The sequence below is a fragment of the Microbacterium sp. AC132 genome (assembly GCF_979258525.1).
In genome coordinates, this window is sequence record NZ_OZ409862.1 from 418,040 (window position 1) to 437,461 (window position 19,422).

Annotated in this window: 20 protein-coding genes and 1 tRNA gene; 5 read left to right on the forward strand and 16 right to left on the reverse strand. The window is 69.2% G+C overall.

The window, feature by feature from the left end; translation table 11 throughout:
• The first annotated feature begins 2 nt into the window (after positions 1–2).
• A complete protein-coding gene (greA, locus tag ACZZZQ_RS01970; protein ID WP_053095514.1) occupies positions 3–491 on the forward strand; it encodes a transcription elongation factor GreA in 489 nt (162 codons plus the stop codon).
• A 76-nt stretch (positions 492–567) separates the two neighbouring features.
• Here greA and ilvA read toward each other — a convergent pair whose 3' ends face one another.
• Both ilvA and ACZZZQ_RS01980 read right to left on the reverse strand, forming a co-directional pair.
• Positions 568–1,797, reverse strand: coding sequence for a threonine ammonia-lyase (gene ilvA / locus ACZZZQ_RS01975; protein ID WP_053095513.1), 1,230 nt, complete (start codon positions 1,795–1,797; stop codon positions 568–570).
• Positions 1,794–2,990, reverse strand: coding sequence for an AI-2E family transporter (locus ACZZZQ_RS01980; RefSeq protein ID WP_082297766.1), 1,197 nt, complete (start codon positions 2,988–2,990; stop codon positions 1,794–1,796). Before ACZZZQ_RS01980 ends, ilvA begins: the two co-directional genes overlap by 4 nt.
• 79 nt (positions 2,991–3,069) lie before the next feature.
• On the opposite strand from ACZZZQ_RS01980, the gene ACZZZQ_RS01985 reads away from it, so the two are divergent.
• Together ACZZZQ_RS01985 and ACZZZQ_RS01990 are read left to right on the forward strand one after the other, a co-directional pair.
• Complete coding sequence (locus ACZZZQ_RS01985; protein ID WP_463506775.1) at positions 3,070–4,332, forward strand: winged helix-turn-helix domain-containing protein; 1,263 nt, start codon at positions 3,070–3,072, stop codon at positions 4,330–4,332.
• On the forward strand, positions 4,329–4,814 hold the full coding sequence (locus tag ACZZZQ_RS01990) for a hypothetical protein (RefSeq protein WP_463506776.1): 486 nt from the start codon (positions 4,329–4,331) through the stop codon (positions 4,812–4,814). Before ACZZZQ_RS01985 ends, ACZZZQ_RS01990 begins: the two co-directional genes overlap by 4 nt.
• A gap of 90 nt (positions 4,815–4,904) precedes the next feature.
• On the opposite strand, the gene ACZZZQ_RS01995 is transcribed toward ACZZZQ_RS01990, so the two are convergent.
• The 3 genes from ACZZZQ_RS01995 to ACZZZQ_RS02005 form a co-directional block, all read right to left on the reverse strand.
• The gene (locus ACZZZQ_RS01995; RefSeq protein WP_042542063.1) at positions 4,905–5,471 is read right to left on the reverse strand and encodes a LemA family protein; all 567 of its coding nucleotides are present in this window, start codon (positions 5,469–5,471) and stop codon (positions 4,905–4,907) included.
• An 87-nt stretch (positions 5,472–5,558) separates the two neighbouring features.
• Positions 5,559–6,872: a D-arabinono-1,4-lactone oxidase gene (locus tag ACZZZQ_RS02000; RefSeq protein ID WP_372984291.1), complete on the reverse strand. Its 1,314-nt coding sequence runs from the start codon at positions 6,870–6,872 to the stop codon at positions 5,559–5,561.
• Complete coding sequence (locus ACZZZQ_RS02005; RefSeq protein ID WP_072590972.1) at positions 6,869–8,116, reverse strand: alanine racemase; 1,248 nt, start codon at positions 8,114–8,116, stop codon at positions 6,869–6,871. The genes ACZZZQ_RS02000 and ACZZZQ_RS02005 overlap by 4 nt, the downstream gene beginning before the upstream one ends.
• A gap of 323 nt (positions 8,117–8,439) precedes the next feature.
• Here ACZZZQ_RS02005 and ACZZZQ_RS02010 point away from each other — a divergent pair.
• A tRNA-Leu gene (locus tag ACZZZQ_RS02010) sits at positions 8,440–8,512 on the forward strand.
• An 11-nt stretch (positions 8,513–8,523) separates the two neighbouring features.
• On the opposite strand, the gene ACZZZQ_RS02015 is transcribed toward ACZZZQ_RS02010, so the two are convergent.
• The 11 genes from ACZZZQ_RS02015 to ACZZZQ_RS02065 all read right to left on the reverse strand — a co-directional run bounded on the left by ACZZZQ_RS02015 (position 8,524) and on the right by ACZZZQ_RS02065 (position 18,838).
• Complete coding sequence (locus tag ACZZZQ_RS02015) at positions 8,524–9,234, reverse strand: DedA family protein (RefSeq protein WP_056277947.1); 711 nt, start codon at positions 9,232–9,234, stop codon at positions 8,524–8,526.
• Positions 9,231–10,046 carry a hypothetical protein gene (locus ACZZZQ_RS02020; protein ID WP_053095507.1) on the reverse strand — a complete coding sequence of 272 codons (816 nt, stop codon included), beginning with the start codon at positions 10,044–10,046 and terminating at the stop codon, positions 9,231–9,233. Before ACZZZQ_RS02020 ends, ACZZZQ_RS02015 begins: the two co-directional genes overlap by 4 nt.
• Positions 10,047–10,332: 286 nt before the next feature.
• Entirely contained in the window at positions 10,333–11,802 is a 1,470-nt protein-coding gene (locus tag ACZZZQ_RS02025; RefSeq protein ID WP_053099042.1) for an NAD(P)/FAD-dependent oxidoreductase, read from the reverse strand.
• A 39-nt stretch (positions 11,803–11,841) separates the two neighbouring features.
• Entirely contained in the window at positions 11,842–13,134 is a 1,293-nt protein-coding gene (locus ACZZZQ_RS02030; protein WP_463506777.1) for a S8 family serine peptidase, read from the reverse strand.
• Positions 13,131–13,673: a DUF501 domain-containing protein gene (locus ACZZZQ_RS02035; protein ID WP_053095505.1), complete on the reverse strand. Its 543-nt coding sequence runs from the start codon at positions 13,671–13,673 to the stop codon at positions 13,131–13,133. The genes ACZZZQ_RS02030 and ACZZZQ_RS02035 overlap by 4 nt, the downstream gene beginning before the upstream one ends.
• A gap of 68 nt (positions 13,674–13,741) precedes the next feature.
• The gene (locus ACZZZQ_RS02040; RefSeq protein WP_285363096.1) at positions 13,742–14,164 is read right to left on the reverse strand and encodes an FtsB family cell division protein; all 423 of its coding nucleotides are present in this window, start codon (positions 14,162–14,164) and stop codon (positions 13,742–13,744) included.
• 194 nt (positions 14,165–14,358) lie between these two features.
• Complete coding sequence (eno, locus tag ACZZZQ_RS02045) at positions 14,359–15,639, reverse strand: phosphopyruvate hydratase (protein ID WP_053095504.1); 1,281 nt, start codon at positions 15,637–15,639, stop codon at positions 14,359–14,361.
• A gap of 99 nt (positions 15,640–15,738) precedes the next feature.
• Positions 15,739–16,398 (reverse strand): O-methyltransferase, encoded by a 660-nt coding sequence (locus ACZZZQ_RS02050; protein ID WP_072590968.1) that lies wholly within the window; start codon positions 16,396–16,398, stop codon positions 15,739–15,741.
• 31 nt (positions 16,399–16,429) lie between these two features.
• The gene (locus ACZZZQ_RS02055; protein WP_447647897.1) at positions 16,430–17,380 is read right to left on the reverse strand and encodes a CPBP family intramembrane glutamic endopeptidase; all 951 of its coding nucleotides are present in this window, start codon (positions 17,378–17,380) and stop codon (positions 16,430–16,432) included.
• 91 nt (positions 17,381–17,471) lie between these two features.
• Positions 17,472–18,491 (reverse strand): DUF1648 domain-containing protein, encoded by a 1,020-nt coding sequence (locus ACZZZQ_RS02060; RefSeq protein WP_463506778.1) that lies wholly within the window; start codon positions 18,489–18,491, stop codon positions 17,472–17,474.
• Positions 18,488–18,838, reverse strand: coding sequence for a GntR family transcriptional regulator (locus ACZZZQ_RS02065; RefSeq protein WP_072590965.1), 351 nt, complete (start codon positions 18,836–18,838; stop codon positions 18,488–18,490). The genes ACZZZQ_RS02060 and ACZZZQ_RS02065 overlap by 4 nt, the downstream gene beginning before the upstream one ends.
• Before the next feature lie 100 nt (positions 18,839–18,938).
• On the opposite strand from ACZZZQ_RS02065, the gene ACZZZQ_RS02070 reads away from it, so the two are divergent.
• Complete coding sequence (locus ACZZZQ_RS02070) at positions 18,939–19,409, forward strand: PaaI family thioesterase (RefSeq protein WP_463506779.1); 471 nt, start codon at positions 18,939–18,941, stop codon at positions 19,407–19,409.
• Positions 19,410–19,422 lie beyond the last annotated feature (13 nt).

Below are 19,422 nucleotides of genomic sequence, written 5' to 3' on the forward strand. Positions count from 1 at the left end.
TCATGTCTACTGACGCTCAGGTTCCCTTCCTCACGCAGGAAGCGTATGACCGGCTCGTCGCCGAGCTCGAGCACCTCTCCACCACCGGTCGCGAAGAGATCGCCAAGCGCATCGAAGCGGCACGCGAAGAGGGCGACCTCAAGGAGAACGGCGGGTACCACGCCGCCAAGGACGAGCAGGGCAAGCAGGAGGCGCGGATCCGCACCCTCGAGAACCTTCTCAAGACCGCCAAGGTCGGCGAGGCGCCCGCGAGCCGCGGCATCGTCGAGCCCGGCACGGTCGTGACCGCCGTGGTCGCCGGTGGCGAAGAGGTCTTCCTCCTCGGCAGCCGTGAGATCGCCGTGGGCAGCGACCTCGACGTGTACAGCGAGGCCAGCCCGCTCGGACAGGCGATCCTCGGACTCAAGGTCGGCGAGAAGTCCTCGTACGAGGCGCCGAACGGCCGCGCGATCTCGGTCGAGATCGTGAACGTCGAGACCTACACCGGCTGACGCGCTCCGATCACGCGCGCGTTCCGCGACGACAGAAGGCCCCGTCCAAATGGACGGGGCCTTCTGTCGTCGCGGGTCAGTCCGGAACGATCATCGGCTGGAAGCCGGCACGACGGAGGGTGTCGAGGGTGTGCTCGGAATGCTCGGTGCCCCGCGTCTCGACGCTGAGCTCGAGGAAGACCTCGCTGATCTGCAGCCCGTGCCCGTGACGGGTGTGCATCGCCTCGATCACGTTGGCGCCGGCCTCCGCGATCAGCTCGGACACCCGCGCCAGCTGACCGGGACGGTCGGGCAGCGGGATGCGGATCGTCAGGTACCGGCCGGATGCCGCCAGACCGTGAGAGACCACGCGCTGCAGCAGCAGCGGGTCGATGTTGCCACCGGAGACCACGGCCATGGTCTTGCCGCTGGCCTTCACCTTGCCGGCGAGGATCGCGGCGACTCCGACGGCACCCGCCGGCTCTGCGATCACCTTGGACTGCTCGAGCAGCACGAGGATGGCGCGTGCGAGGTCGTCGTCCGTCACCGTGACGACCTCGTCGACGAGGTCCTTGATGATCTCGAACGGGATGGCGCCGGGGCGCGCGACCAGGATGCCGTCGGCGATCGTGGGCTTCGTCTCGATGTCGACCGGGTATCCCGCTTCGAGCGAGGGAAGCATCGCCGCGGCGTTCTCGGCCTGGACGCCGATGATGCGGACGGTGCGGCCCATCTCGGCGGCCTTCGCCTTCACCGCGGCGGCGACACCGGCGATCAGGCCTCCCCCGCCGATCCCCAGCACGATCGTGTCGACGTCCGGAGCATCCTCGAGCAGCTCGAGTCCGAGCGTGCCCTGGCCGATGACGACATCGCGGTGGTCGAACGGATGGATGATCACCGCTCCCGTGCGCTCGGCGAACTCGGCGGCGAGCCGCAGCGACGTCGCGACCGTCTCTCCCTCGAGCACGACCTCGGCGCCGTAGCTCCTGGTCGCCAGCAGCTTGGGCACCGGGATGCCGATCGGCACGAAGATGGTCGCCGGGATTCCGAGGGTCTGCGCCGCGAGGGCGACGCCCTGCGCGTGATTGCCGGCGGAGGCCGCGACCACGCCGCGCGCGCGCTCTTCGGCACTCAGCTGGGAGAGGCGATATGCGGATCCCCGGATCTTGAAGGACCCCGTTCGCTGCAGGTTCTCCATCTTGAGCACGACCGGCGCTCCGAGGACATCCGACAGAGCGCGCGAAGGCAACGTCGGCGTCCGCGTGATCACCTCAGCCAGACTCTGAGCTGCCTTCTCGAACTCGTCCAGGCTGGGGACTGCGCTCATCGATTCCTCCGTCTCCGCTCGCGCGGAACTGTGCTCCAGATTAGGTCTGCGTTCGGGACGTCGCCGGTCTTCCACGATCCCGTGCTGACGGTCACCGCTGCGACGTTGACGAACGCTGCGAGAGGCACCGCGAACAGCGCTCCGGGGATGCCGCCGACCATCGAGCCGCCGGCGACGACGAGCACGACCGCGAGCGGGTGCACCTTCACCGCGGAGCCCATCAGGATCGGCTGCAGGATGTGCCCCTCGAGCTGCTGCACGCCGAGCACGACGGCCAGCATCGCCAGAGCGATCCACGGCCCGTTGTAGACGAGGGCCAGCAGGACCGCGATCGCACCGGTCACGACCGCACCGACGATCGGCACGAAGGATCCGAGGAAGACGAGCACGGCGACCGGTATCGCCAGCGGGACGCCGAGCAGAGCGGCACCCACGCCGATGCCGACCGCGTCGATCGCGGCCACCAGCAGCTGCGTGCGGGCGTAGTTGACGATCGTCGCGAAGCCGTTGCTCGCGGCCGCGTCGGCGGCCGGTCGCGCCGCGCGCGGGAACAGGCGCAGCGTCCAGCGCCAGATCCCCCGACCGTCGGCGAGCAGGCAGATCAGGATGAACAGTGAGAGGACCGCTCCGGTCACCACATGCGCGGCGGTCGTGCCGACCGCGAGAGCCCCGTTGAGGAGCGTCTGCGTCTGCTCGTTGATGATGCCGAGTCCCTGATCGATGTAGTCCTGGATCTGCGTCTCACTCAGGTGCAGCGGTCCGTTGAGAAGGAACTGCCGGAACTCCTCGATCGCCTGGGAACTCCGCGCCTGCACGTCGGGCAGCTGGGCGCGGACCTGCCAGATGACGAGCCAGAGCAGCAGGGAGACGATCGCGAGCGTGCCGATGATCGACAGCGCCACTGCCAGCCAGCGCGGGAACCGGTGGCGCAGCATCCACTGGAATCCCGGCCACAGCAGAGCCGTGATGAGGATGCCGACCATGAGGGGGATCACGAGGAGCTTCAGCTCGATCACGAGCCAGATGAATCCGGCCACCACCGCTGCGATCAGCAGGATGCGCCAGGAATACGCGGCAGTGATGCGGAGTCCTCGCGGGACGGCTTCATCGGCCTCGGTGGTCACCGTGCGATCCGGCGAGACCGGGCGCGGACGGAAGAGGTCTCTCAGCCGTGGACGCAGCTCTTCGCTCATCGCCCAAGTCTACGGCGCGGGCGCCGCGCGTCCGGACGTACGAGGCCCGGATGTCGGCGCTCGGAGATACCCTGACGAGGTGACCGAGACCCTCAGCTCCGCCCAGGCCCGTCGCATCGCGCTGGCCGCGCAGGGCTTCTCCCGCGCACGCCCCGCATCGGTGTCGGCCCGGCACATCCACCGGGTGATGGATCGGCTGGGCGTGCTGCAGATCGACTCGGTCAACGTGTTCGCGAGGTCGCACTACATGCCGCTGTTCTCGCGTCTGGGAGCCTACGATCCGGCGCTGTTCGATCGGGTGTTCCACTCCCGGACCACCCACTACGTCGAGTACATGGCTCATGAGGCGACGTTCATCCCCATCGAGGATTGGCCGCTGTGGCGATTCCGGATGGATCACTTCCGCGCTCGATGGGCGGCGGCCGACTCGTGGATGAGCCTGAACACGCGGACGCTGCGCTGGGTGCAGGACGAGCTCAGGGCGCGGGGCCCACTGCGACCGGCGGATCTCCGAGAAGATGCGCCCCGCGAGCGCGGCACATGGTGGGACTGGGATGACGTCAAGCTCGCGCTCGAGCATCTGTGGCGCACCGGGGACGTCGCGATCAGCGGTCGGAAGGGCTTCGAGCGCAGCTACGCTCTCGCCGAGCAGGTGATCCCCGACGCCATCCTGTCGCGCCACGTGCCGCGGGACGATGCGATCCGCGAGCTCACACGTCGGGCGGCGCTCTCGTCGGGAGTCGCGACGCAGTCGGATCTCGCCGACTACCACCGCATCCGCGATCGCGCGGCGGTCTCGCAGTCGATCGCCGATCTGGTCGACACGGGCGAGCTGCTCCCGGTGTCGGTGCGGGGCTGGGACCGCGGTGGGCGCCCGCTCCCGAGCTGGCGACATCGGGATGCCGTGCTGCCGCGCCGCATCGACGCGTCAGCGCTGCTGACACCGTTCGATCCCGTCGTCTGGTTCCGCGACAGAGCGCTGCGCGCCTTCGAGCTCGACTACAGGATCGAGATCTACGTCCCCGCCGACAAGCGGCGATACGGCTACTACTCGCTGCCCGTGCTCGTCGGCGACCGGATCGTGGCCCGCGTCGATCTGAAGGCCGACCGCGCGACGTCGACGCTTCAGGTGCAGTCGGCCTGGTGGGAACCTCAGGCCAGGCCTGACGCCGACGCTGAGCGGATCGCCGCAGAGCTGGCGCTCGCAGCGGAATGGCAGGGCCTCGCGCATGTCTCGGTCTCGCGGTGGGGCACCGCGGCAGAGGCTCTTCACGCCGCACTCTCGGTTCGCCCGGACTCGTCCGTGCGCCGCCATGTGCACGCGAGAGAGGTGCCCTCGTGAATCGCCGCAGGGCATGGGCGATCGGCGGCGTCGCTGCCGCTCTCGTCGTCATGGTGGCGGCATCATGGCTGTGGCTGTCATCCGGAGATGTGTCCCCTGCCGCCGATCCCCTGGCGACGAGCAGCTCACCGACGCCTGAGATCGATGTGCGCACGACCGCACAGCAGGCGCTGGACGACCACCTCGAGGAGTGCACGTCTGCGGAGGTCTCCGATGACGCCGTTCCCGACGGATGCGGGATCAGGATCCCGTGGGGCACCGAGTTCGCCGCGGTCGACGACGTCCGGTTCCGCATAGAGCAGCTGCCGGTCCTGGAGCTCACGGACGGTGGATTCGTCGCCGACGGGGGCGTCCTCGTCGCCACCGTGTCGGGCACAGGTCAGGACGGCAGTCCGAGGACCGAGACGTATCGCACGGACTCCTGGACGCTCCGCGGTGGCGTGACCGTCGAGGGTGACGTTGTGGAGCTCGACGTCTGGTGAGCGTCGCTCAGGCCCCGCGATCGACTCGCCACGGGCGGCCGGACATGCAGAAGGCCCGATGCGCTGGTGCGCATCGGGCCTTGTGACACATCAGAACTGCACGCGTGGCGGCTCGGAGATCGCGCCGCTGTCGGCGACCTCGAAGAACTCGCGCTCGGTGAATCCGAGTCCCTTGGCGAAGAGATTGTTGGGGAAGACCTTGATCTTGGTGTTCAGCTCGCGGACCCCGCCGTTGTAGAAGCGGCGCGCAGCCTGGATCTTGTCCTCGGTGTCGACGAGGGCCTGCTGCACCTGAAGGAAGTTCTGGCTCGCCTGCAGCTGCGGATAGGCCTCGGCGACCGCGAACAGGCTGCGGAGCGCCTGCTGCAGATGACCTTCGGCGATGCCCGCCTCGCCGGGGCTGCCGGCAGACAGCGTCTCCGCTCGCGCACGCGTGACGTTCTCGAACACCGCCTTCTCGTGCGAGGCGTAGCCCTTCACCGTCTCGATGAGGTTGGGTATCAGATCCGCTCTGCGCTTCAGCTGAACCGTGATGCCGCTCCAGGCCTCGTCGACGCGGACGTTGAGCTGCACCAGCGAGTTGTAGGTCGCCCAGAGGTAGATTCCGATGAGCAGAATCACACCGACGACGATCAGTACCGGCACGAGCCATTCCATCAGAGGCCCACCCTTCCTCGTGTTTGTCTCATCCTATCGGCGCAGCCTGCGCGTCGACTGGGTGTGCGACGGTCAGCTGCAGCCCCGTCATGCGCCGAGAACGCGATCCAGGTATCGGTTCGTGAATCGGCGATCCGGGTCGAGCCGGTCGCGCACGGCGGTGAAGTCGTCGAACCGCGGATAGCGCTCTCGCAGCTGCTCGGCGGTGAGCGTGTGCAGCTTGCCCCAGTGGGGGCGTCCGCCGTGCTCGAGCATGATCTGCTCCACGGCCTCGAAGTACACCGAAGGATCGGCGCGCCAGTAGCGGTGGACCGCGATGTACCCCGTGGCCCTGCCGTACGCCGTCGACAGCCACCTGTCGTCGCCCGCCGCGAAGCGCACCTCGATCGGGAATTCGATGCGCCATCCTCGTCGCTCGATGAGCTCGCGCACAGCGCGGAAGGCCGGCACGACGTTCTCGACGGGCAGCGCGTACTCCATCTCGCGGAACCGCACCGTGCGGCTCTGTGTCAGGACGCGGTGCGACAGCTCGGTGTAGCGCCGGTCGCCCGTGAGCTTCACCGCGAGCCTGTTGAACGGCGGAGTGATGACGGGCGCCACCTGCCCGGCGGCGCATACCGCCCGGTACACGCCGTTCGAGAGCAGGGTCTCATCGATCCAGCGCCCTACGACGGGGAGAGGCTGCCGCCGAGTCGACTCCGGCAGTCTGGTCTGTCTCTTGGTCAGAGCGATGTCCGTGTGCGGGAACCAGTAGAACTCGAAATGGTCCGATTCCTCGACCCGACTGTGCAGGGTCTCGAGAACGTCGTCGAGAGGCGCTGGCTCGTCGACTGCCTCCATGAGGAGGTTCGGCACGCACTGCAGCGTGATGTCGACCAGGATCCCGAGTGCGCCGAGCCCCAGAGTGACCGCGGGCAGCAGATCGGTGTTCTGCCTCTCGTCCACTCTCAGGAACTCGCCGGCTGCGGTCACCATGGTCGCCGCGACGACCTGTGTGGCGAGTCCTCCGAACCCGGACCCGGTCCCATGGGTCCCGGTCGAGATCGCGCCGGAGATGGACTGACGGTCGATGTCGCCGAGGTTCTCCATGGCGAGACCGAACGGCGCAAGCAGTGAGGGGATGCGGTGCAGCCGGGTTCCCGCGAGCAGAGTCGCGCGGCCGGTGGACGCGTCGGCCGATACGAGTCCTTGCATGTCGTCGAGTTCCAGGAGCACTCCGGGGGCGACGGCGATGCCCGTGAAGCTGTGCCCCGCTCCGACCGCCTTCACGGTGAGACCTTGCGACACAGCTGCCCGGACGGCGCGCTGCACGCCTTCCGGCGTGCGCGGGCGCTCGACGCGGAGCGGCTTCACCTGCGCCGACCGCCCCCAGTTCTGCCAGGTTCCGCCGATCCGGGTCACAGGAACGCCTTCCCCTCGCCGCGATACGTGGGAAGCTCGTCGACGATCTCGTCGCCGGAGACGAGCTGGTAGCTGTCGATGCGCTCGGCAGGCTCGCCGCTCTTCGCGTGGCGGAACCAGACCCGATCGCCCACTCCGAGGTGCTGGGCCTCTCGCCCCTGCAGCGGTGTCTGCACCTCGCCCGCGGCCTCGCGCGACAGAGTGCGCAATCCCTGCGGCCAGACAGGCGACGGCTGTCGCGACGCCACGGCGGGGCCCGAGGCGATCCATCCGCCACCGAGCACGGTCGCGATGTCGGCGGCCGGCCGCCGCACCACGTCGAACGCGAACGCGGACGCCGGTGCCGGGCGGAAGGATCGATACCCGTCGAAGAGGTGCCCTCCGAGCAGTCCGCTGCCGGCACTCGCCTCGGTCAGCGATTCATCGCTGCCGGTGAACTCGAGGGAGCCGGTCCCTCCGCCGTTGAGGAACTCGAGAGGGGCGATCTCCGAGAGTGCGCCGACGATCGCGGCTCGTCGGTCTCGCAGCTCTGACCGCGAGCGCGCCTGCATCAGACGGATCACCGGCGCGTCCGGTCCCGCGTTGTCGCCCTGCCCGGCGATCTGGGCCTCGTACATCTGCAGGCCGACGAGCGTGAAGCCGGGGCGGCGGACGATCGTGCGTGCGAAGGCCGCCACCTCTCCCGGAGTGAACAGCGCGGACCTGCGGACGCCGATATGACCGAGCGCCGCCGATCGCAGTGAGGCGTCCGCGTCGATCGCGACACGGATGTCGGGGCGATGGCCGGCAGGCGCGACGCTGTCGACGATGTCGAGATGCGCCGGGTCGTCGACCATGAGCGTGATGCGCCGCGCCGCCTCTTCGGATTCGAAGAGCTGCGCGAGTCCCGCGCGATCGACCGTCGGGTAGCCGATCACGATGTCGTCATGGGTCTCGGCGAGCCAGAGCGCTTCGGCGAGGGTGAACGCGAGAATCCCCCGGTAGCCGGGAAGCTGCAGCACCGCGTCGAGCACCGAGCGCACGCGCACCGACTTCGAGGCGACGCGGATCGGCAGTCCGCCCGCACGGACCAGCAGATCCAGGGCGTTGTGCCGGAGCGCTTCTCTGTCGATCACCGCCACGGGAGCAGAGAGGTGGCCGGTCGCCGCAGACAGGCGCGGCCAGTACCGTGACGGGTCGTGCCACTCGGGGGAGACTGCGTTTCGTCCCTGATCGGGGCTCATATCGGCGATGAGGTCGAGCACTCCCCCACCCTATGTCCAGCGCGGACGCGGATTCATGCTTTCTGAGATCGAGTCGCAGCGCAGTCGTACGGCCACGTCCGGAATCCCGGTACTTTAGCCGCAATGCTCGTAATGAACATCCACGGTCGCCGTCTCTATCACTGAGGCCGTCATTCGTGGCGGCTCACCGGCCGTGCCCGGCCGGTTGCCGGGGGTAGCGATGCTGTCTCAGCAGCATCACAGGGAGACGGGCGCTGGGACGCCCGTCTCCCTTCGCCCTGTCCGTGCGGGATGCGGCGCCGGAGCGGCCGATATACCCGTGTAATCTGAGCCAGTCACATGGAGCCCCCGTAGCCCAATGGCAGAGGCAGGCGACTTAAAATCGCTTCAGTCTGGGTTCGAGTCCCAGCGGGGGCACAGCGCGCTTCTCAGCCGTCCGCGCGTCCATCTGCCGCGCCGCGGGTCTGTCCGTTCGCGGATGCCGACCCGCGCGCCTCACGGATTCGGCGCAGGACCAGCACACCGACGGCGATCGCCAGCGCTGAATACACGGCGTAGTCGAGATACCCGAGCAGGTGCTCGAGCTGCTCGTGCTGGGTTCCCAGCAGGGCACCCACCCCGATGAGCAGAGTGTTCCACAGGCCGCTGCCCACGATGGTGTAGACGCTGAATCGGGCCAGGTTCATCCGCGTGGCACCCGCAGGGATCGAGATCAGGCTGCGGACGCCGGGGACCATCCGCCCCACGAGCACCGTCCACCCTCCGCTTCGCTGGAACCAGGCCACTCCCCGGTCCAGATCGCCGCGGCTGACCAGCTTGGTGGCCGCGAGAAGCCGCACGGCCCGCTCGATGCCGATGGCCGCCCCGAGCCAGTAGAGCAGGAGCGCCCCGATCCATGAGGCGAGGGTGCTCCACACGATCAGCCAGCCGAGCGTGAGGTCGCCGCTCTGACTCAGGTAGCCGGCGAACGGGAGAATCACCTCGCTCGGAATGGGCGGGACGAGCACCTCGAGGAATACCAGCACGCCCACCCCGATGTCGCCGAGCTGGGTGAGGACGTCGGCGGCGAACCCGGTGAGGCCGGAGAATCCGTGATCCGACGGCGATGACTCGGCGGCCGCCATGATCGCGCCGCTCATCGGCCGAACAGATCGCCGATTCCGGGGATGCCCAGGTCGCCGAGCCGCTGGCCCCATTCGCTCGCGGTGTCGCCGAGGCCCGAGACGGTCTCGCCGGCCGATCCGAGAACACCCTCAGCGGCTCCCGCGAGCTCCTCTCCGCCGAGTCCGCTCGCGATCGCCTCGACGTCGACACCCTGCGCGAGCGCGTCGAAGTCGACACCGAGCCCGGCCGCCTGCTCGAGAAGGGGGGCGGCGACGGCACTGCCGACGGCGCCGACCGCCACGATGCCCAACGCGCCCACGGCGGCGCCGCCGACGGCACCGGCAGCGCCGAACCCGCGCACCCGCGACAGGATGCCGCGCATGCGTCCGGGGTGCGCCGCCTCGGAGCGCCCGGCCGCGCGTGCGAGATCCTCCGGCGAGGACGAGGTCGGGCGTTCGCCGGGCGCGAGCTCCGTGTTCATGCGCTCCTGCACCTGCGCGCGCTGCGCCGGCGTCAGCCGCGCGAACGCCTCGCGATGGATCTGCTCGACGCGGTGCGGATCGGCGGTCTCGAGCAGGTAGTCGTATCGTGCGATCGCGGCCCGGTCGGCGTCCGACCCCGATCCGGCTGCACGGGAGGCGGAGGCGGCACCGGCAGGAGGCGGAGAGTACGGGTCACGCGACGTCCGGTGCACCGGCGGAGGAGAGTATCGATCATTCTCCGGGTGACGCCGTCCGGGCGCGGGAGGCGTCTGCCCCCGCGAGCCGTCGCGATCCGTGCGGGATCCGCTCTCGTCGAGATCGAGGGCGCGAGCGGCCATCCCGAGCAGTCGGTTGAGTTTTCCCATGGTGACGATTCCTTCGTGGTGTGGACGACCACGGATCTCGACAGCGGTGCGGTGAGGGGTCCTTGGCCGTCCGCGGATACGGACGCCAGGTCTCCTCCACCCTCACGGGCCGGTGGGCCGGGACACGACCTCGTATCCGTAATGACGACACCACCGCAGACGGGAGTACTCCCCTTGCGCTGCCGACGGTAGCAAGCGCGCCTATGAACGGGGTGCGAGACACGCCCCGTCGGCGGAGACGACGAACGCCCCGACTCCGGAGGAATCGGGGCGTTCGAGGAGAAGACTACTTGGCGGCAGCCGTCTCGGCGGTCTTCTTGGCGGCCGGCTTCTTGGCACCGGTCTTCTGGCCGGCGGGCTTCTCATCAGCAGCCTTGTCGACGGCGGTCGCCTGCGCGGCCGGAGCCGTGACGGCGGGAGCCGGCGCATCGGCGGCCGGACGCGGGCGAGCGGCGAACTCCTCGAAGACATAGCGCGGGTTCTGGACCGTCTCCAGGTTCACCAGGTCGCGACCGAGCCACAGGTTGTTCCACCAGCCCCACACCACGCGGAACTTGCGCTCCCACGTGGGCATCGCGAGGCCGTGGTATCCACGGTGGGCGACCCAGGCGACGAACCCCTTGAGGGCGATCTTGCCGGACTGGAAGACACCGTTGTAGAGCCCGAGGCCCGCGACGGCGCCGAGGTTCTTGTGGAAGTACTCCTTCGGGTCCTCGCCACGCAGCACGGCGACGATGTTCTTCGCGAGGAGCTTCGCCTGACGGACGGCGTGCTGGGCGTTCGGCACGCAGAAGCCGCCGACGCCACCACCGGACAGGTCGGGGACGGCAGAGACGTCACCGGCGGCCCAGGCCCCGGGAACGAAGGCCTCGGGGGTGCCGACACGGAGGTCTGCACGGGTCTGGATGCGGCCGCGCTCCTCGATCGGGAGGTCGCCACCGCGCACCACCGTCGGGTTCGCCATGACACCGGCGGTCCAGACGATCAGATCGGTGGGGATGACCTCACCCGTCGACAGCTCGACGTTGCCGTCGACCGCGCTGGTGAGCTGCGTGTCGAGGTGCACGTTGGCGCCGCGCTTCGCGAGGTCCTTGAGCACCCACTCGCTCGTCTGCAGCGAGACCTCGGGCATGATGCGCCCCATCGCCTCGATGAGGTGGAAGTGGGTGTCGTCGAAGGTCAGCTGCGGGTACTTGCTGACCAGCGACGAGGCGAGCGAGCGCAGCTCGGCGAACACCTCGATGCCGGCGAAGCCACCGCCGACGACGACGACGGAGAGCAGGCGATCACGCGCGGGGCCCGCAGGCAGCGACGCCGCCTTGTCGAAGTTCGACATCAGGCGGTCACGGATCGCGACGGCCTCCTCGATCGTCTTCAGGCCGATCGCGTTGTCTGCGATGCCCGGGATCGGGAAGGTGCGCGAGACGGCACCCGCGGTCACCACGATCTGGTCGTACGCGAACTCGTACGGCTCGCCCACGGGAGGCGTGATCGTCGCGACCTTCTCGGCGTGGTTGATTCCGGTCACCTTGGCGGTGAGCACGTTCGTGCGCTTGAGGTGACGGCGGTGGGCGACGACGGAGTGTCGGGCTTCGATCGAGCCGGCGGCCACCTCGGGGAGGAACGGCTGGTACGTCATGTACGGCAGCGGGTCGACCATGGTGACGTCTGCTTCACCCTTGCGAAGGTGCTTCTCCAGCTTCCACGCCGTGTAGAAGCCTGCATAGCCTCCACCGACGATCAGAATCTTGGGCACAGTGCTGTTCTGAGGCACAGGGGGACAACTCCTCGGGAGTCAGGAATGTGGCGTGCGTGCGCGCGCCGATCGGATGCGCCGGGCAGCTGCGGTGACGCCAAGCGCTATCAGGATACCAGGGACTGTGAGCGCGATGAGCGGCAGGGTACCGTAGCGCAGCGATTCAGCGCTGGGAAGCAGCGGTGAACCGGCTTCCGTCGGCGCGTCCGCATCCGGCAGAGGCGGCACCTCGACCGGCGCGGCGGTGGGTTCCGGCTGCGGGACCGTCTCCGCCCGACGGAACAGGCGGACCCACTCGGCGAGGTCTCCCATGGGGTTCTCGGAGACCTTGGGCACGTCCCCGCTGATCGCCGCCTCGGCATCCACCAGACCGTAGCCGTAGAGGGGGTCGGGAGGATCCGCCATGCCGGGGACCTCGATCGCCGTCTTGATGATGCGGTTGATGACGTTGGCGGCATCGAGCTCGGGATGCGCGGACCGGACGAGGGCCGCGATGCCCGCGACGATGGGCGCCGCACCGCTGGTGCCGCTCCAGGGCACGACCGTGCCGTCCGCCGAGACGCCGCGCAGGCCCTCGCTGGGTGCCGCGATGCCGATGGTGATCCCCTGCGTCGAGGCTTCGATGCTCGCCGTGCCCGTCTGATCGACTCCGCCGACCGTGAGCACGCCGGGGATCGTCGCGGGGGCGCCGATGATGTCGGTGCCGCTCCCCCGATTGCCCGCCGCGACCACGACCACGACGTCGTTCTCGAAGGCGTAGAGGAACGCGTCGTCCCAACTCTTGTCCCAGTCCAGCGTGTTCGTGGTGAACGAGAGGTTGATGATGTCCGCCCCGTGATCGACCGCCCAGCGCATCGCCTTCGCCACCTGCTCGGTGAACGGCACGGCGGCAGCTGCGCCGAACCCCACGGAGATCGAGAGCAGATCGGCCTCGGGGGCGACGCCGATCATGCCCTTGCCGTCGGCCGCGCCGCGCCCGGCGGCGAGGGATGCGACCCACGAGCCGTGATTGCCGTCGATGGCACCCACCGGGGTGCGCCCGTCGGGTGTCCCGGTGCCGGACACGTCCGTGCCGCCGACGACGGCCCCGTCGAACACTCCCGGGACCTTGGCGATCCCGGTGTCGATGACGGCGATGGTCACTCCGTCGCCGCGGGTGGTCTGCCAGGCGTCTCGGATCCCGGCGCCATCGAGCCAGTATTCGGCGGCGCGCACCGGATCGGCGGGATCATCGGGCACTGGCGGCGGCGTCGCCGCTGCGCCGAGGAGCAGGACGGATGCCACGATCGTCGCCACCGCGACGCCGTTGCGCAGCACCCGCGTCGGCCTCATTCGGTCGACGCCTCGACGTCGCGCAGTGCCGCGCCCGGGGCGTCGCACCGGCACTTCTCGGGAGACCACGTCGAACGCTCGAGCGCCACGTCGCCGATGGGGTTCACGCCGGGGCCGGCCGCGAGAGCGTGACCGGCCAGAGCGTGCAGGCACTTGACGCGCGTGGGCATGCCGCCCGCCGAGATGCCGTCGATCTCAGTGACCTCGCCGAACTGCGCACGGTCGGCGAGGTAGGCCTCGTGCGCCGCGAGGTAGGCCGCCGCGACCCCGTCGTCCTCGGCGAGGAGCGCCGCGAGCTCCGGCATGACCTGAGTGGCCTCGAGAGTCGACATGGCCGCAGTCGCGGCAGGGTGGGTGAGGTAGTAGAAGGTGGGGAACGGCGTTCCGTCCGGCAGCCTCGGCGTGGTGGCGACGACCGTGGGGTTGCCGCACACGCAACGGGCTGCGATGCCGACGACGCCGCGCGCGGTTCTCCCCAACTGGGCCGACACCACGGCGAGTTCGGCGGTCGTGGGGGCGGGGAATGGCGGCGTGGTCACCCGTCCAGCGTACGGGAGCCGACCGGGAGGATGCTCGGAGCACACGCACCGTGCGGCGGCGGCGCAGGTCAGCGGGCGACTGCGGCCGTGTCGCTGAGTCCGGCGGACGTGAGAGTGCGCAGGAGCTGCGGCATCCAGTCGGAGGGCGTCTCCTCGAGCGTGTCGCTGACCGGGCCCTGCTGCTGCGGAAGCGCGGCGGGGTCGAGGTCGTTGTCGATCAGGTACACGACTTCGCCGGGCTTGACGTAATACAGGCGCTCACGCGCCTGGGTGGTGATGTACGCCGGGTCGTTCCAGCGTTCACGCTCTTTCTCGAGCGCGGCGATCTGGTCTTCGGAGACCTGGATCGATTGCTCCAGAGCCGAGATCTTCTGCCTCTGATCGATGAAGGTGCCGAGGGTCGGCACCAGCACCCATGCGCCGAGGACCACGAGAGACAGCATGATGACCGAGAAGGCCGACAGGCGGATGCCGGAGGCCCACTCGCGCACATCGACCCTGCGGTCCTGCGCGCCTCTGCTCGCCGCGCCCCGGGGCGTCCGACCCGCGGGCCGCCGTACGGGCGACGGCGGCGCTGAGGCGGGCCGGGACGACCCCGGAGACGCCGAAGGAGGAGCCGGTCGTCGTGCCACGGCTCCTCCTCCGTTCGAGCCGCTCAGGCGGCTTCTGTCTGTCTCAGCTGTGTTCAGCCCTGGTAGCGCGGGAACGCGGAGCGGCCGGCGAAGACAGCCGCGTCGCCCAGCTCTTCCTCGATGCGCAGAAGCTGATTGTACTTCGCGACGCGCTCGCTGCGAGCAGGCGCACCCGCCTTGATCTGACCCGCGTTCGTCGCGACCACGAGGTCGGCGATCGTCGTGTCCTCGGTCTCACCCGAGCGGTGCGACAGCATGGCGGTGTAACCCGAGCGCTGTGCCAGGCTGACCGCGTCGAACGTCTCGGTGAGCGTTCCGATCTGGTTGACCTTCACGAGCAGCGAGTTGGCGACGCCGCGCTTGATGCCGTCAGCCAGACGCGTCGGGTTCGTGACGAACAGGTCGTCTCCGACGAGCTGGACCTTCGAGCCGAGAGCGTCGGTGAGGAGCTTCCAGTTGTCCCAGTCGTCCTCGGCGAGGGCGTCCTCGATGGTGACGATCGGGAAGTCGTTGACCAGACCCTGGTAGTACTCGATCAGCTCGGGGCCGGTCCAGTCCTTGTTGTCGAGGCGGTACACGCCGTCGCTGAAGAACTCGGTCGCTGCGACGTCGAGGCCGAGCGCGATCTCGGTGCCCGGCTTGAAGCCGGCCTTCTCGATCGCCTTGACGAGGAAGTCGAGACCCTCGCGGTTGCTGGGCAGGTCGGGGGCGAAGCCGCCCTCGTCGCCGAGGCCCGTCGCGTAGCCGGCGGCCTTCAGCTCGCCGCGCAGCACGTGGTAGGTCTCGACACCCCAGCGGAGCGCCTCGGAATACGTCTCGGCGCCGATCGGCGCGAGGAAGAACTCCTGCATGTCGATGCCGTTGTCGGCGTGCTCGCCGCCGTTGATCACGTTGAAGAGCGGCACGGGCAGCACGTGCGCGTTGGGGCCGCCCAGGTAGCGGAACAGGGGCAGATCGGCCGAGTCGGCCGCGGCCTTCGCGACGGCGAGGCTGACGCCGAGGATCGCGTTGGCGCCGGTACGCTGCTTGTTCTCGGTGCCGTCGGTCTCGATCAGGATCTCGTCGACGATGCGCTGCTCGCTCGCCTCGATGCCCTCGAGCGCCGGTCCGAGCTCGTCGATGATGGCGTCGACGGCCTTGAGCACGCCCTTGCCGCCATAACGGCTCTTGTCGCCGTCGCGCAGCTCGTACGCCTCGAATGCGCCGGTGGATGCACCCGACGGGACGGCTGCCCGCTGGACTACGCCGTCGTCGAGGAGCACCTCCACCTCAACGGTCGGGTTTCCGCGCGAGTCGAGAATCTCGCGTGCGCCTACAGCCTCGATCAGTGCCACTGATGTGCTCCTTGCTCAGAGAAAAGGTGTGTGGAGCGTCGTCGATCCGCGCCCAGTCTAGCCCGCCCGGCCCTCAGCACCCGGGTCGGGGCCGGAGGTTCACACGACGACAGCGAGCGCGACGCCGTCCCAGCCTTTGACACCGACCGTCTGCAGCGCGGTGGCGTCGAAGCGCGGGTCCTCGCCCAGCATCCGCAGTGCATCCCTGGTGCCGACGACCTTGGGGTCGGTCGCATCGTCGCGCACGATCTCACCCTCCCGTCCGATGTTGTCGAGCACGATCACGGTTCCGGGACGGCCCAGCTTCGCGGCCCAGTCGAGGTAGACCGTGTTCGACTCCTTGTCGGCGTCGATGAAGACCAGGTCGAAGCCGCCGACCAGCGTGGGGAGCACGTCGGCACCTCGGCCGATCCGGATGTCGACGCGGTCTCCGACGCCGGCGGCATCGATGCTCGCGCGGGCCACGGCGGCGTTGTCCGCTTCGGCCTCGACGGTGATCACCCGCCCCTCGGGACCCACCGCCCGTGCGAGCCAGATCGTCGAGTAGCCGCCGAGCGTCCCGATCTCCAGCACGCGGCGAGCGCCGCTGATGCGGGCCAGGAGGTTGAGGAGCTTGCCGCCGACCGGCGCGACCTCGATCTCGGGAAGACCGGCATCGTGCTGAGCGGCCAGCGCCGCCTCCAGCTGCGGATCATGACCGACGAGGAGATCAGCGAGATAGGCGTCGGCATTCGACCAGGCGGCGGGAGTGGATTCCATGCCCTCAGCAAACCGTGAGCCCCGAAGAGCGTCAAGAGGGTTGCGGACCCCTCCCGGCTCGGGGAGCGGACAGCAGCCGCCCGGGCGCGCCCGCGAGCTCGGGCTGACGACGGAACTGGCCCGTGAGTGCCAATGCGGCGATCACCGCCGCCGCGACGATCCATCCCGCGACGCCGAGAGGTCCGGCGAGTGCGAGATCGGGCTGCGATGCGGCGAAGATGAGGACGAGTCCGGCGGCCGCGTTCAGCGAGCCGTGCGCGAGGACGGCGGGCCAGACGGATGCGGAGCGCAGACGCAGCCAGCCCAGCAGCACACCCCAGGCCATGCAGCCGCCGATCATGAACAGCACGCCGGTGATGTCGGTGCGCCCGAAGTTGTAGCCCAGCAGGATCACCGGGCTGTGCCAGAAGCCCCAGATCGCTCCGCTGATGAGGAGTGCCGGCCACGTGCCGAGCGGTCGCAGGGCCGGGACGAGCCACCCGCGCCAGCCGAGTTCTTCGCCGAACGCCAGCACACTGTTGATCAGGGCGCCGACAGGGATCATCACGATCTGCGAGATCACGATGAGCTCGATCGGGGGCATCGGCGCACCGGCGGGCAGCGACCTCGCGATCTCAGCGGAGAACGCCGAGAACGTCGGGTCGAGCTGCACCCATCCGAAGGCCGCCGCGACCACGATGCCGAGCGCGACGAGAACCGGAGGGACGAGCCAGCCCGCCACCATCAGCCAGACGACCCGCCTGGCCGGGCGCAGGGGCCAGATGCCCAGGAAGCGGAGCCGCTCCCCCGGTGCCGGCACACGCAGGGCGAGGGTGACCACGAGCGCGGCGAGCGCGGGGGTCAGCATCATCACGGGCAGCAGGAACCAGGTGCTGGGCTCGGCGAGGCCGTCGCCCAGCCACAGCGGCAGGGCGACGAGCCAGGCGAGCCCGCACGCGAGCGCGACGAAGAGGACGACGGATGCGGCTCTGATGCGGGTCATGGATTGACTCCCGGTTCGGTGTCGATGTGCTGTTCGGCGTCGATGTGCTGTTCGGTGTCGATGTGCTGTTCGGTGTCGATGTGCGGTGCGATCATCGGGATGCTGCGGAAGCGAGGACGGATGCCGCTGTGGAGGCGTCGTCGACGGTGACGACGAACACGCGACCGTCTGTGCGGGTGATCTCGAGGGCCTCGCCGGTGCGCAGCACGAATCCGCGGCGCCCGTCGGTGCTGATTCGGTAGCCCCAGCCGCCGAACTCGGCGAACGGGTCGACCTGCACCGCGCGAGCGCTGGCGATGTCGGCCGCGGCGATCTCGAGACGCGGCCATCCGGCGACGGAGCGCACCCGAAGGCCAGCGGTGCTCGCCCGCACCCGGAACGACAGACCCGTCGCCACGACGATGACGAGGACCGCAGTGATGCCCGCCACGATCCACCCGGCGGCGATGCCCCGGGCGAGCAGCAGCACGCTCACGGCGACCGTGAAGAAGACGCTGATCCCGAGGACGACCTGGCCACTGCGGGCCACGTTCACGGTCTTCATCCACACGGCGCGCTCGTGGTCGGCGAGAGGCAGAGGTGCCGCCGGATCCGCGGACGCGACGGATGCGACGGGAACCTTCGGCTGCGCGAACCATCCGATCACCCCGAGGCCGGCGGCGATCGCGACGATGACCGGGACCCAGAGGGTGATGTCGGGCGCCTCGGTCGCATCGGAGAGCCCTCGCTGGGAGCCGGTCGTCGTGATCGCGAGCATGGACATCAGGCCCGCCATCGCGAGGCCGGCCGCTCCGAGCAGACGGGCGGTCGTCGACCACTGCGACTGAGGAAGCGGCCCGCCCGAGCCCCGTGGGGGCAGCCTGTGCGAGACCAGGACGATGATCGCGAACATCGCCACGATCCCTCCGCCCAGGCCGATCAGCATGACCAGTGGCGTCCACCGCGGCGCGAAGCCATCGGCCCCGTCGAGGCCCCAGTGGATCGCCGCAGGATCGGGGATGTCGGGCAGCCACGCCAGGACGATGACGGCGGCGAGCACGATCAGAGCGGCGGGGACGATGACCCCGACCCACCAGAAGGCGGTGCGGGCGCGGCGGATCTCGGGGGTCATGCGTCGGTCTCCTTGATGAGCGCGGCCAGTGTCGAGGAAGAGAGTCCGAGGGATGCGGCGCGGGCGACGAGCGCGGCGATGTCCTGTGAGAGCTCGGCGAGCGGAGATGCAGCAGCGGACACCACCGCTCCCCTGCCACGGCGCAGATCGATCAGCCCCTCGTCGCGCAGCTGCTGATAGGCACGGAGCACGGTGTGCAGGTTGATCTCGAGCGCCTCGGCGAGTTCACGGGCGGCAGGCAGCCGGTCACCCGGCACGAGACGTCCGGCGAGGACATCGGCGCGAACGGATGCCGCGACCTGATCGAAGAGCGGCCGAGCGCTGTCGGCGTCGATGCGGATCAGCATCCCGTCCTCCAATCTTCTAGTAGTTCTACATAAACTATAACAACTGTCGCAACCCTCCAGCGAGCTTTGTCCGGATCAGGCCGTCGGCCACACTGACCTCATGCGCATCACTCCCCGTCGTCTCGCCACGGGCATGAGCCTGTGGGTCCCCAATCTGTTCAGCGGCATCCGCATCCGCCGCTTCAGCGAGGACTGGACGCACGCCACGGTCGAGCTGCACGTCAACGTGTTCACCCGCAATTACGTGAAGACGGCATTCGGCGGCTCGATGTCCGCGATGACGGACCCGTACTTCTTCATGCTCGTGATGCATCAGCTCGGCCGGGACTATGTCGTCTGGGACACCCGGGGCGAGATCGAGTTCGTCAAGCCCGGGCGCGGGGTGCTGACGGCCGAGTTCGAGGTCAGCCGCGAGCGGGCCGAGGAGATCCGCGAGCGGGCGCGCGGCGGTGCGAAGGTGCTCGAGTGGTTCGAGACCGTCATCACCGACCGCGACGGAGACGTCGTCGCCAGAGTCCGCCGACAGGTCTACATCCGCGAGAAGCAGCGCGTCACCACCGCTCGGAGCTGACGGCGACGGCGAT